Raw genomic sequence first — 11912 nt, 5'->3', positions numbered from 1 at the left:
TCAGGAACATCTGTGCCTAGACAATAAACTTATCCTATAAACAGATTTAACAGCACAGCCCTAATTGTCTGGCTCACGATTTAATTTGTCTAACTCATATACTTTCTGCTGAATTTCTGACTGTTTGTGAGGCAATTTTGTGCTACACTTAAAAAGAAAATATTATGACACTTAAAACCACAAAAACAATTTACTGGATCGGAGCCATATTAACCTCCTTATGGTTTGGCACCAGCGGCATCTGTGAACTTACCAAAAACGCCATCGTTTGGGATATAACCCTTCAGTTAGGATACCCTCCTTACTTCATTTACGTACTGGGAATTGCAAAGTTGGCTGGCATTGTTGTTTTACTGATTCCCGACAAATTTTTAAGACTGAAGGAATGGGTATTTGCCGGAATATTCTTTGATATCATTTTCGCATTTAGTTCAAAATTAGTTGTGATTGGCCCTGCCGCTACTATAGATGCCATTATTGCTTTCACGATAGTTGCAGTAACCTATACAATGTATCGCAGAATATATACAGTGTCTTATCTGAAACTACAAGATCTTTCTGCACAATAAGTTTAAACTCAACAACTGTAAAAACACAAACAGGCAGCGCTGCCTGTTTGTGTTAATATATGTGCCTTATGTTGGATCGGAAATGTATAAGAGTTTTCAGGAAATATACAAGTCACTGAATTGATTCCTGCGCAACTTTACTATTGAAATTAATAGTAAGTTATCATGAAAACAACAACATTAAAAAAAACCGCCCTGATGATCTTAAATTTAAATACTCGCATAAAAGCATTTTATATGCTGATCTGTTTGGTCACGTCTTTTGGATTTCAGCTAAAAGCACAGGAACCAACACAGATCCAAAACATTGTACTTGTTCATGGTGCATTTGTAGATGGCGCCGGGTGGCAACCAGTATATCAGATCCTGACTAAGAAAGGGTATAAGGTAAGTGTTACACAGCATAGTCTTACAAGTTTTGAAGGCGATGTGGCTGCAGTAAAAAGAATAATTGATCTTCAGGATGGACCGTGCATTTTAGTGGGACATAGTTATGGAGGTGCTGTTATTACCATAGCTGGCAATGATCCGAAAGTTGCCGGACTGGTATACATTGCCGCTCATGCCCCGGATGATGGAGAATCGGAGGCGGGCAATGGTAAAACTTATCCATCAGCTTACCAATCGCTGATCAAGGGAAAGGATGGATGGGACTATATCGATCCCAATCATTTTGTGACCGACTTTTCGGCCGACCTGCCAAAATCAAAGGCGCATTTCATGGCTAGCGCCCAAACACCAACTGCTGATTCTGTGTTTCATGCAATCATCCGTAATCCTGCCTGGAAAATAAAACCAAGCTGGTACATGGTTGCCAAATCAGATCGGATAATTAATCCCGATCTGGAAAGAATGTATGCAAAGCGTGCAAAAAGCAATATAGTGGAAATAGCAGGAGCAAGTCATTCGGTGTATATTTCGCACGCAAAAGAGGTAGCTCGATTGATTATCTCAGCCGCTAGCCTGTCTGCAAAACTATAAGGTAACCCTTCATAAAAAAATGATGAGGGGCCGTTCAAAACGGCTCCACATCAGAACTTACCAATATGCATCTTCATCTAAGACAATGGCTTTTTTCGCATCGAAAATCAGCCAGATCAATAGAGATGTATACAATACGGCTCCACATAAAATCATCAGGTTCATAGTTTGGCGTTTAACAACACCTAACATATGAAAATAATTTGTTACTCACAAATTTCTAGTAAAGAAATCTTGCTTTTTTTTTATTTTTTACCAAAAAGTGTATAGTATAACAGAATAACGCCTGTTTTTTAGTTCACATTCATGCGCTTCATTGCCATAGCAAGTTCAGACCGCAGCAAAAACGTAATGAAGCAGAAGTAATCTGTATAGCAACTTAACAGGTTAATTAACAAGAAAGATGCGATAGGTGCACATCTTTTTTTGAGGTGGTCCCGATGATAAATAGATACACATTCCAGTCACGTAAACTCATGGCTAATAATTCTTACAAAACAACCGACTGCTTTTAAATAACAGTTATTAGGCTCAAATGTTATTCTTCAATTTTACTAAATGAATTGAAATAACACAAGAAAAATAAATAAACTATATAGCTAGCTATAACGCATTAAGAAAAATATCGGAGTTAATTTTTGCTAGTGAGCTTCATTAAGTTATCTTGAATTGAGACATTTTATTCTATTTATCGTTAAATCAATGTATTGAATGACAATGTTTTTATATTTATGAGGATCTGCAGTTGATGTAGAATTAATTTCTATAAAAATATCCTGAATTTTTCCAGCATCCATTGCTACCGATATTACTGCACTACCGTCAACCTTGTAACTAATCATCCAGCCTGCCGGAAGTTGGGCTTTAAGTTCAAAAATCTTTGATTTGCTATCGCCATTGTGCAAGGTTGTAGTGTAACGGAATACCTCATTGGTAGCACCCTCAATGTTTATCAGTACCATACCAAATAAAAAGCCTTTAGACTTTTAATCCAAAGGTTTGCTGATTTTATGGTCCTGACGACCTGCAAACACATTTCGCTCACACAACCTGCTGACTAACAATTTCTTATAAAACAACTCACTAACTATCCAAAATGACTGATATTAGGCTCAAATGTTATCACTCAATTTTACGAAATGAATTCGTTCAACACAAGAAAATCATCTAAGAATACCAGATACAAAATATTAAGAAAAGCGAAAGAAACTTTTTTTTTCAAATCAACTTTATTAAGTCGCCATGAATTAAGGACCCTTTTCATTAAAATGAGATCTATCATCCGCAGCCAAATCATTGCTTATTTCTGGTATTTTGGCTGCAGATATTTTTTTATCTACAGCCAAAACTCTATATTTGAAGCACATTTTGGCTGCGGATAAAATTATTTTTTATCGTTAACCGTTAGAAAGGACAATAAATGGAATTGCTCATTGGAAGAATAGCCGAGAAAAAAATATTATCAGAGGCACTAGCCTCGTCTTCATCAGAACTATTAGCGGTATTTGGCAGGAGAAGGGTCGGAAAAACCTTCCTGATCCGCTCAGTCTTCCAGAAACAGCTCATTTTTGAGCTTTCGGGAGTTCACGATGCGAATGCTGCCGAGCAGTTGCTCAATTTCAGCAAGGCCATCGCAGATGCGCTAGGTTCCCAATTAACTCCTGCAGCCCCTAAGAACTGGACGGAAGCCTTCTGGCAACTCAGAGAATTTGCAGCCCCTATAATTAAAAAAAGAAAAGCTGTAATTTTCTTTGACGAATTCCCTTGGCTAAGTTCGCATAAATCAGGCTTCCTTTCTGCATTTGAATATTTTTGGAACCAATGGGCCTCACAACAGCCGAACCTGATTGTTGCTATCTGTGGATCTGCTGCCACTTGGATGATCAAAAAAGTTGTCAACAGCAAAGGAGGCCTGCACAATCGGTTAACGCGTAAAATACGCCTGTTACCTTTCACGTTGCACGAGACAGAACAGTACCTAAAAAGCAATAATATCCATATTGACCGTTACCAGGTGCTAACCATTTTTATGGCAATGGGCGGTGTGCCACATTATCTGAAAGAACTCAAAAAAGGGGAAAGTGCTACTCAGGCCATTGACAGGCTTTGCTTCACTAAGGATGGCCTCCTTTCAACAGAATTCGCAAACCTATACCGCTCTCTGTTCGAAAACGCAGACAGGCACATTTCCGTAGTCAAAGCGCTCGCGGATAAACCATCAGGATTAACAAGAAACGAAATCATTGCGGCATGTAACCTACGGAGTGGAGGGACTACCAGTCTTTTACTTGAGGAACTTGTGGAGTCTGGCTTCATTACTCCGCACCTGCCTTTCCAGAAGAATGCCAATCAGAGCATTTACAAACTCAGCGACGAATACAGCCTTTTCTATCTTAAATTCATCGAACATTCCCGCGCCACCGGTGCAGGCACATGGCTAAAAAAATCATCGACGTCTTCCTGGAGGAGTTGGAGCGGTTATGCCTTTGAAGGGATTTGCATGAAGCATACAGATAATATCAAGCTGGCACTGGGTATTTCCGGAGTGTTCACTGAAACATCAGCTTGGCGGCATGCTCCAAAAGATGGAAACGGCGCACAGGTCGATCTGTTGCTGGATAGACAGGATAATGTGATAAGCATATGTGAAATGAAGTTTTCAAATACTGAGTTCGCAATAGATAAAACCTATGCTGCCGAGTTACAGTACAAACTTGATATATTCCGTAGGGAGAGCAAAACTAAAAAAGCACTGTTCCTTGCCATGGTTACAACCTATGGCGTTAAAAATAATATGTATTCTATTGGCCTGGTACAGAACGAAGTTACCATGGATGATTTGTTTTTACCTTAGTATAATATATCAGGAGGTTCAAAGCTCTATTTTTATCAGTTTGTCATGCCCACCAAATATACTTGGTTCAAGAGAATCGAATTCATTAAGATTTGCAGCGTTCACTAATAAACCGTAATTCTTATGTCGACAGCTTATACATTTACCTTAATTCTATTTATGTTCTTGATATATCATTTATCATCCCTTTTAAAAATTCAAACAAGATTATCCGCAGCCAAAATACAAGTAAATGATCTTATTTTGGCTGCGGATAAATTTAATTTCCGATATGTTGTTTGCAAAATTAGGGTAAATAGATTGTTAATTTGTTACCGAATTAGGGTAAATCTTTGCAATACCTGTAAACGAAATCAAAATATCTAATTAGTTCTAATCATAACTCTCCCTTCCATATGATGAAGCCAAGCGACATGCCTGCAGTAAGAATCAAGTCGATGTATCTATCCATGTTACTACTGAAATTGATTGTTGCTAAATATCGTTTATTTTTTATATAGGAATTTAATTTCTTGAGCTTTGAGGAACCCATTTTGATGAAGCCAAAAGATAAAGCCCAAATTAAATCATTTTAATACCGATTCATCTTCATCAAATTTACTCGCCCCTTGAAGCAAAAAAGCCAGCAGTTATGTATAACTACTGACAAAGGAAGTGGTCCCGACGAGAACCTCCCGTCATAACTTTATCAATTGATTTTCAATAATTTAAAGACTTTAAGATCTTTGGACTCACCGAATTACTCACTATCTTTTTTAATTCAAGCTGCAAACTATTCAAAAATATAAAAAATAGAATAAATAATCAACCTCTAAGTATAATTCCGGATTCTTGAAATAAATCGCCCACTATTGGTTGTACCAGTCCAAAACAACTTTTATCGAAGAGTTCTGAAAAAATAATAGTTAAAAATCTTAAATATACATTTCTATATAAATAAATGTATATATACTTAAATTTATATATTTGCATATATTTTGTATCAAATGAAAGAATTTGCAAATCCATTCAGACCTGGTGCGGGCCAGCCACCTCCTTATCTAGCAGGTCGTGACAATGAAAAAGAGGGGTTCAAAAAATTATTAGGGCAAAATCCGATATTGAAAAACGTGATTTTGACTGGGCTTCGTGGTGTTGGAAAGACCGTGCTTTTGGAAACCCTTAGACCCATTGCACTCCAGGAAGCTTGGTTTTGGGCTGGAAATGATTTAAGTGAATCAGCTAGCGTAAGTGAACTTGCTCTATCCACAAGAGTGTTGGCTGATATAGCGCCATTAGTCTCGTCTTTTGTTCTGGAAGAAAAAGAGGTGAAAAGAATTGGCTTTGGTATTTCGAAAGAAACCTTTGAGATAAAGCTTAACTACCAAACACTTGTTCAAATTTATAACAACACTCCTGGGTTAGAGTCCGATAAGTTGAAAACAGTTCTTGAAATTGTATGGGATGTTGTTAAAACGAAAGTTAAGGGAATTGTTCTTGCATACGATGAGGCGCAGATATTAAAAGACAAGGCGGCAGACAAGCAATATCCCCTTTCTCTTTTATTAGAAGTCGTACAATATCTTCAAAAAAAGGAAATACCTTATCTTCTTGTACTTACTGGTTTACCCACGCTGTTCCCAAATTTGGTTGAATCTAGAACTTATGCGGAGAGAATGTTTAATATTACAACCCTTGACCGGCTTGATGAAAAAGAGAGTAGAGAGGCGATTTTAAAACCGATCAATAAACAGGGGTGTCCAGTAACATTTACTGAATATGGCATTTCGGAAATTTTGAAATATTCTAGTGGCTATCCTTATTTCATACAGTTTTTCTGTAAAGAAGCATTTGATATTATTCTTCAACAAATAAGGGTTGGGGTTACTGAACCTAATGTTTCGGTTCCGCAAATGGTCTTAAAATTGGATTCTGACTTTTATTCAGGCAGATGGAGCAGAATAACAGATCGTCAAAGAGATTTGTTGATGATTATTGCTTCTTTGCCAAATGCAGATTCCGAGTTTACTAATAAAGAAATCGCAGATAAGTCAATCGAACTAAAAAATATTTTCAAAACGGCTCACATTAACAATTCGCTGTTGAAGCTAATAGAAGCTGGTCTTATCTTTAAGAACAGAAGAGGTAAATACTCGTTCGCTGTTCCGCTGTTGGCCAACTATATTAAGCGACAAGATATGGAAGCTCTGTTTTAAATGCAACTATAAATTATCAATCAGAAAATCAATGTATTTAATACCCGAAGCACCAAAAAGTGATTTTAGGTCATCGGTATGGTTGACGATGAATTCCTTTATATAAGCTTTGACATCTTCGTCCAGAAACGTGTTCAATCTCAACCCAATCATCGCATTTTTTACACCAGTTGCATCAAAAATGATTTCCATTACCTTGTTTTCGCCGGAATAAAGAGTGGAGATCCAGATATATTTTGGCATACTGGAACTGATAATTGACAGCTTGTCCGCATCTTCCAGACTTGAAACAAGGATTTCTTTCTTGTAGTCTTCGCTATATTTAATTTGAATGTCCCACTGTTGCTCAAGATTTTCCCCAAAAGCTGCTATCAAAATATAATAAACCCCAATGACAAGGCTTTCAATATCTTCATAAGTTATCCTAATCTTTGGATAAACCGGTATCACAAGAGAAGTAATATAACTTGGAAGTTGTTCAGGATGAATATCCGTCCAAGGAGTCTGTAGTTCCCCATCCTCTAAGAATCTGACACGCGCGAATGGGCCATGCTGGTCATCATGGATATAGAGTTTAGTGATATTATCTGACTTCCAGGCAAAGGGAGCATTTTCACTACCAACCTTATGCCCCAAAATACTTACAGCATGGAAGCCGTAAAAAGAGTTGCCCGTGCTGTTATCGTACATTGGCACCTTTATTCCCATGATAATCGGAATACCAATCGGGGCATAAGCATTCACAATTTTTCTAACAAATTCGCTTTTCACATAGAGCGTATCATCACCCAATGCATCTTTCTTTTCTTCTGTAGCAGTTCTTACTTCAGGAGCTAGTCCGGAAATGTGGATAGCCTGACTGATTTGCGGCAATGTTAGTCCCTTGTTTGGAAATAGTCTGTTACCATCGGTCTGAAGCTTAGCGGCGTCTTTTGTAATTTCGCTTGGCACTTTCAAGATCGTAGAAAAATCAATAGAGGCCTTATTTAGCGTGAACCAAATTGCCGAGGTGGCACAGGCGGCAAGTACACTATCCTGTTCCTGGAATGCCAGTGACTTTAACACAAGTTCACGTCCAAAAAAATGGACTTTGTATTTCCTAAGTCCCCAGTAGTTCCTTTGACCGTCGGCATCAGCTTCGGTATAAGTTCGCAAAACCGTATATCCTATAACTGTGTATGGAATCGGTCTCACTACTGTAAATCCCAGATAAGATTCCCAAAAAGGAATTTCTTCTGAAGTCAGCAAATTGGCATTTAACGTTTGCTCATCAAAAGCTTCTGCAAAGAAGTGTACACGCTTACACACTTTTTTATAATCTTGAAAACAGAGCACATAGTAAGTAGCGTGGTCATGGAGAAAATCCTTGCTTATATAATTTTCCTCGATTACTATCGTTTTTGCTGACAATCCATGTTCGCCCAAATAATTGAGGTAATAATGATATTGTCGTTTATTCGGAATGATATCGGCCGTTGTCAACGTGTTCGACAAGGCGTGCGCAAGGTTTTCAGGGGTGAACGGTAATACTTCCACCAGCTGACCTAAAGTTTGATCACAATCTTAAGCTGATTTTCGTCTATATCCTTTAGTTTAAGGATTTCGGCCTGTTTTTTTATAGCTTCATTAACGAACTTTTTCAGTTCCATTTTATCCTCCTTAACAGAAGGTTTGGTGGAGAAGCTAGCAGCGTTTTTTAGGATGTCTGAGAAACCAAGTTTACTCATATTAAGTCCAGTCATTAATTGGTTTTGATTCGCAAAATTAATTAATTTATACTAGTTGTAAACTAATCTAAATAAAATAATTCAATTATTATTGATTTATTAACAAAAAATAGACCATTATTTTTTTTGATCATTGCCATTTGTATCTATCTTTTGTTCAGAAAGCTTTTTTTCAAGATCATTAAAATCAATCTTTCCTTCCATTTTTTGTAGCATCGAGGCTGTGAATAATGAGCGTGACTGATACTGCAAAGTTGGCGCGTTTATGTTAAGATAATCTTTTAAAAAGTTCGTCGTCTGCATTGGTGCAGATTTGAGAAGTTCACTGATCCGTTTAACAACGCTGTCTGAATTTGAGGTCGTTCTTGCTGCTAGAGCAGTTTTGAGCGCTTCGACTTTGTTCAGCGATCTTGAAATGGCTTTTTCTGTATCAATGCCTGAGGCCTCCAATATTTTTATGCTCTCTGCGGCATTATTGTCGCTTATTTCGATCATTGCGTCCAGTAGATGGTCGTTAAGTCTTTTTCTATTGTTGTTCATTTTAGCCCGCTTTTAATTTGAGTTTGTAATCGTTAAGTTTTCTGTGAACGCGTTTAATAATATTTCGTACAACCTCTATTTTCATATTCAGCTCTTCCGCAATCTCTCTTTGCTTTAGCCCGTCCTTTAAACAATCAAATACTCTTAAAGCATCCGGGTCGGAAGAGAGGATGGCGCTGATCTCTGATTCTATCTCGCGCACGATCATGCTATTTTCGGGATCGCCTGCGTTTGGATCCTGCAAATCGAAATCATCCTCCGGAAGTTGATCTGTTAACAAAAACTCTTTCTTGTTTCTGAAATTGTAGATGAGACTGTCTACGATACCTTTCAAAAACGCGTATACATCTGCGTAGGCGCTGCGTTTCCACTTGCGCGTTTCGTCAAATACCAACTCAATAGCATCATCTGCGATTGAACTCGATAGGTTTTCTACATTGTACCTACCTTCAAGCATAGGAAACCGTTGCAATTTTAATAGCGCGTAGGCATGCAGTTTGGGAATAACATCGCCCCAGTCAACGGCATCTAGTCGCACCTTCAATTCAGTTTCGGAAATAAAATCGTCGGTTAATTTCATAGCATTCAACTATATATGCTATAAACTTAGATTTTTTTTCCGTCAGGTGGCAAAAAAAAATGAAACTATAGCATTAATAGGTGGAAGCACAAACAAACTTCCCTTATTATTTATGAAACCTAATAGTTTTGAAATCCGTGTGAACGATAGAACGTTCAACTATGAAAAATCAACCATTACAGGTAAAGAGCTTTTAATTCTTATCGGGCTGAACCACTCTACCGATTATGAGATTTTGTTCAAGCTTGTAGGCAAGGAATTTGAGCCAATCCAATTGGATGAAGTCGTTGACCTCGCCGACCCAAGAATTGAGACGTTCTTCATCAAGCCTTACCCGTCGGTAGTAATTGAGGTTGATGATGAGATTTACCCCATCGCCCATATCTTCATGACCCCAACCGAAATCCTGACTCTTGCTGGAATTGATGCGGACAAGCATTACCTCAAGCAGATTTTGGAGGCACGTGAAATTACCTACAAAAACGACAAGGCTCATGTTATAGCAATGCACCACAAAATGAAATTTGTAAGCTGCAAGATTGGTAACACAACAGTTTCCTAATCATGACCGGGAATGAAATTTTAAAAGCACAGTTGGCTGAACTAGGTTTTCAGCCAACTGTACCTTTGGACGTGAATGGAAATGCCACTGATTTCGTCGCCTTCATATTCACTATACCGCATGGAAGATTTCGGGGGCAAGAGGTAGAAATAGCCCTTAATGCGCCGCAGTTTCCCAGTATCCCACCAAGTGGCCCTTACATCAGGCCGCATTTAATGCCGATAACAGGTGGAGGTGGCGTCCATCCAACTGGCGGCGTTCACCAGTATAACATGCCGACGCCGGAATACCAGTATTGGAGCAGGCCATGCAGTTCCTGGAGCGAGGCGGAGAAAAATGTTAAAAGTTATGTCTCTTTTTTAAGAACCTTATTTGATTTCGAATGAACTACAAAGTAAATATACCCGAAGCGTTGAATGATGTCCTTAAGTCCCATCTGATCCGACCAGACGGTCAGGAGGATTTATGCTTTGCCCTGTATAATCCCATTACAGCAATGGGAATGGCGGGCGCGGTTCTCTTTGAGGCCATCCTTCCAGAACAAGGGGATCGTGATGTGCACGGAAATGTTAGCTTCAGCAGTAAATACCTTGATCGTGTGGGTAAGATTGCACGAGAAAAGAAATGTGGGATCTGCTTTATGCATAGCCACCCAGCACGCGGCTGGCAGGGAATGAGCCGTGATGATATAGATGCAGAAAACATGCTGGCCCCACGGTGCAAAGCCATGACCGATTTTCCCTTGCTTGGAATGACCATTGGGGAAGATAGTATATGGAGCGCAAGGTTCTGGATAAAAGACAGGCCAAAGAGCTATCGTCGGCACTTTTGTTCGAAGGTATGCGTTAGTGGTAAAAAACTCCACGTCTCATATTATGATGAGCTGGCACCAAAGGTCCATTTTGGGGTTGAGTTCACGCGTACGATTTCTGCATGGGGACAAGACAAACAGGATCAGATATCACGGCTATGCGTTGGGATAGTTGGCTTGGGTAGCGTCGGCTCCATAATTGCCGAAGCCTTGGTAAAGACAGGCGTTAGAAAATTGATTTTGCTGGATTTCGATACAGTAGAACGTAAAAATTTGGACAGGCTTCAGGGTATTGGTTCACAGCATGTTGGACAACATAAAGTTCATGCAATAAAGAAACATTTGGAAGACGTTACTCCTGGTTTGGAAATCTCGATAATCAGCTTGCCCTACAGCCTAATCGAGGGCGAGGGTCTTTTGGCTATACTTGCCAGTGATGTCATCTTTTCTTGCGTTGATCGGCCATGGCCAAGGTATGTATTGAACAAGATTTCCTACGCGAATGCGATCCCGGTTATCGATGGGGGAATTGATGCCAATCAAAACAAAAAAAGAGATAATATTGGCCAAGCTAGATGGAAAAGTCATGTGACAGCTCCTGGCAGAATTTGCCTGAGTTGTCTGGGACAATATTCGCCAGAAGATGTTTCGCTGGAAATGTCTGGGCTTTTAGAGGATCCGCACTATATACAAGGACTGCCTGACGAACATTTTGCGAAACGGGGAGAAAATGTATTCGCATTCAGTTTGGGGCTTGCTGGAATGGAAATCCAACAGTTTCTTTCGTTAAATCTACAACCTCTAGGAATCTATTATGGCCCAAAGGAATTCGATTTTAATACGGGAAATATTGATGCGGACTTTGATTTCAATTGTAAAAGCGGATGCGAATACCAAGAGCTTATCGGACAAGGCGATAAGGTGAACGGAAATTTGGCTTCCCAGCATGCGATTGCTGAAGAAAAAAGAAAATCAGCAATACCTTCAGCAGAAGCAAATAGGCCAAAGGAGAATTATATTCTGCAATTTATATTAAAGTTGTTTGGCCATAGGTCATGGATTGCTAAAATGTTCAAAACAAATCATTGAGTTT

At 39.0% G+C, this 11912-nt stretch carries 12 protein-coding genes; 7 read left to right on the top strand and 5 right to left on the bottom strand.

Going from position 1 to position 11912, the window contains the following annotated elements:
• Nucleotides 1–164 precede the first annotated feature (164 nt).
• Nucleotides 165–569 (top strand): DoxX family protein, encoded by a 405-nt coding sequence (locus tag DU508_RS21835; protein ID WP_115404792.1) that lies wholly within the window; start codon nucleotides 165–167, stop codon nucleotides 567–569.
• A gap of 165 nt (nucleotides 570–734) precedes the next feature.
• A complete protein-coding gene (locus tag DU508_RS21830; RefSeq protein WP_199562765.1) occupies nucleotides 735–1550 on the top strand; it encodes an alpha/beta hydrolase in 816 nt (271 codons plus the stop codon).
• Nucleotides 1551–2209: 659 nt separating this feature from the next.
• Here the strand turns inward: DU508_RS21830 and DU508_RS21825 are convergent.
• Nucleotides 2210–2512, bottom strand: a complete 303-nt coding sequence (locus tag DU508_RS21825) for a COG1470 family protein (RefSeq protein ID WP_115404791.1) — start codon at nucleotides 2510–2512, stop codon at nucleotides 2210–2212.
• A 458-nt stretch (nucleotides 2513–2970) separates the two neighbouring features.
• Between DU508_RS21825 and DU508_RS21815 the strand changes: the two genes are divergently transcribed.
• Together DU508_RS21815 and DU508_RS21810 are read left to right on the top strand one after the other, a co-directional pair.
• On the top strand, nucleotides 2971–4404 hold the full coding sequence (locus tag DU508_RS21815) for an AAA family ATPase (RefSeq protein WP_115404789.1): 1434 nt from the start codon (nucleotides 2971–2973) through the stop codon (nucleotides 4402–4404).
• 986 nt (nucleotides 4405–5390) lie between these two features.
• The gene (locus tag DU508_RS21810) at nucleotides 5391–6599 is read left to right on the top strand and encodes an ATP-binding protein (RefSeq protein WP_115404788.1); all 1209 of its coding nucleotides are present in this window, start codon (nucleotides 5391–5393) and stop codon (nucleotides 6597–6599) included.
• 6 nt (nucleotides 6600–6605) lie between these two features.
• On the opposite strand, the gene DU508_RS21805 is transcribed toward DU508_RS21810, so the two are convergent.
• From DU508_RS21805 to DU508_RS21790, 4 genes are all read right to left on the bottom strand, one after another.
• Nucleotides 6606–8135 carry a hypothetical protein gene (locus DU508_RS21805; protein ID WP_115404787.1) on the bottom strand — a complete coding sequence of 510 codons (1530 nt, stop codon included), beginning with the start codon at nucleotides 8133–8135 and terminating at the stop codon, nucleotides 6606–6608.
• Nucleotides 8136–8143: 8 nt separating this feature from the next.
• Nucleotides 8144–8341: a hypothetical protein gene (locus DU508_RS21800; RefSeq protein WP_115404786.1), complete on the bottom strand. Its 198-nt coding sequence runs from the start codon at nucleotides 8339–8341 to the stop codon at nucleotides 8144–8146.
• Nucleotides 8342–8443: 102 nt separating this feature from the next.
• Complete coding sequence (locus DU508_RS21795) at nucleotides 8444–8866, bottom strand: hypothetical protein (RefSeq protein WP_115404785.1); 423 nt, start codon at nucleotides 8864–8866, stop codon at nucleotides 8444–8446.
• 1 nt (nucleotide 8867) lies between these two features.
• Nucleotides 8868–9446, bottom strand: coding sequence for an RNA polymerase sigma factor (locus DU508_RS21790; protein ID WP_115404784.1), 579 nt, complete (start codon nucleotides 9444–9446; stop codon nucleotides 8868–8870).
• A gap of 112 nt (nucleotides 9447–9558) precedes the next feature.
• Between DU508_RS21790 and DU508_RS21785 the strand changes: the two genes are divergently transcribed.
• Genes DU508_RS21785 through DU508_RS21775 form a run of 3 tightly spaced genes read left to right on the top strand, consistent with a single transcriptional unit; the run spans nucleotide 9559 to nucleotide 11908 of the window.
• The gene (locus tag DU508_RS21785) at nucleotides 9559–10008 is read left to right on the top strand and encodes a multiubiquitin domain-containing protein (protein WP_147273673.1); all 450 of its coding nucleotides are present in this window, start codon (nucleotides 9559–9561) and stop codon (nucleotides 10006–10008) included.
• Nucleotides 10009–10010: 2 nt separating this feature from the next.
• Complete coding sequence (locus DU508_RS21780; RefSeq protein WP_115404782.1) at nucleotides 10011–10394, top strand: E2/UBC family protein; 384 nt, start codon at nucleotides 10011–10013, stop codon at nucleotides 10392–10394.
• Nucleotides 10391–11908 carry a HesA/MoeB/ThiF family protein gene (locus tag DU508_RS21775; protein WP_115404781.1) on the top strand — a complete coding sequence of 506 codons (1518 nt, stop codon included), beginning with the start codon at nucleotides 10391–10393 and terminating at the stop codon, nucleotides 11906–11908. The genes DU508_RS21780 and DU508_RS21775 overlap by 4 nt, the downstream gene beginning before the upstream one ends.
• The last annotated feature ends 4 nt before the right edge of the window (nucleotides 11909–11912 follow it).

Origin of the sequence: Pedobacter chinensis (assembly GCF_003339865.1) — a bacterium.
In the GTDB taxonomy this organism is placed as follows: Bacteria; Bacteroidota; Bacteroidia; order Sphingobacteriales; family Sphingobacteriaceae; genus Pedobacter; species Pedobacter chinensis.
Note: the sequence above shows the minus strand (reverse complement) of the source record. Positions and strands in the feature narration are given on the sequence as shown.

Excerpts from the sequence above, each read along its gene's own strand:
- DU508_RS21780 (WP_115404782.1), top strand. The coding sequence starts at position 10,011 with ATGACCGGGAATGAAATTTTAAAAGCACAGTTGGCTGAACTAGGTTTT.
- DU508_RS21795 (WP_115404785.1), bottom strand. The coding sequence starts at position 8,866 with ATGAACAACAATAGAAAAAGACTTAACGACCATCTACTGGACGCAATG.
- DU508_RS21810 (WP_115404788.1), top strand. The coding sequence starts at position 5,391 with ATGAAAGAATTTGCAAATCCATTCAGACCTGGTGCGGGCCAGCCACCT.
- DU508_RS21800 (WP_115404786.1), bottom strand. The coding sequence starts at position 8,341 with ATGACTGGACTTAATATGAGTAAACTTGGTTTCTCAGACATCCTAAAA.
- DU508_RS21835 (WP_115404792.1), top strand. The coding sequence starts at position 165 with ATGACACTTAAAACCACAAAAACAATTTACTGGATCGGAGCCATATTA.
- DU508_RS21825 (WP_115404791.1), bottom strand. The coding sequence starts at position 2,512 with ATGGTACTGATAAACATTGAGGGTGCTACCAATGAGGTATTCCGTTAC.
- DU508_RS21785 (WP_147273673.1), top strand. The coding sequence starts at position 9,559 with ATGAAACCTAATAGTTTTGAAATCCGTGTGAACGATAGAACGTTCAAC.
- DU508_RS21815 (WP_115404789.1), top strand. The coding sequence starts at position 2,971 with ATGGAATTGCTCATTGGAAGAATAGCCGAGAAAAAAATATTATCAGAG.
- DU508_RS21790 (WP_115404784.1), bottom strand. The coding sequence starts at position 9,446 with ATGAAATTAACCGACGATTTTATTTCCGAAACTGAATTGAAGGTGCGA.
- DU508_RS21830 (WP_199562765.1), top strand. The coding sequence starts at position 735 with ATGAAAACAACAACATTAAAAAAAACCGCCCTGATGATCTTAAATTTA.
- DU508_RS21775 (WP_115404781.1), top strand. The coding sequence starts at position 10,391 with ATGAACTACAAAGTAAATATACCCGAAGCGTTGAATGATGTCCTTAAG.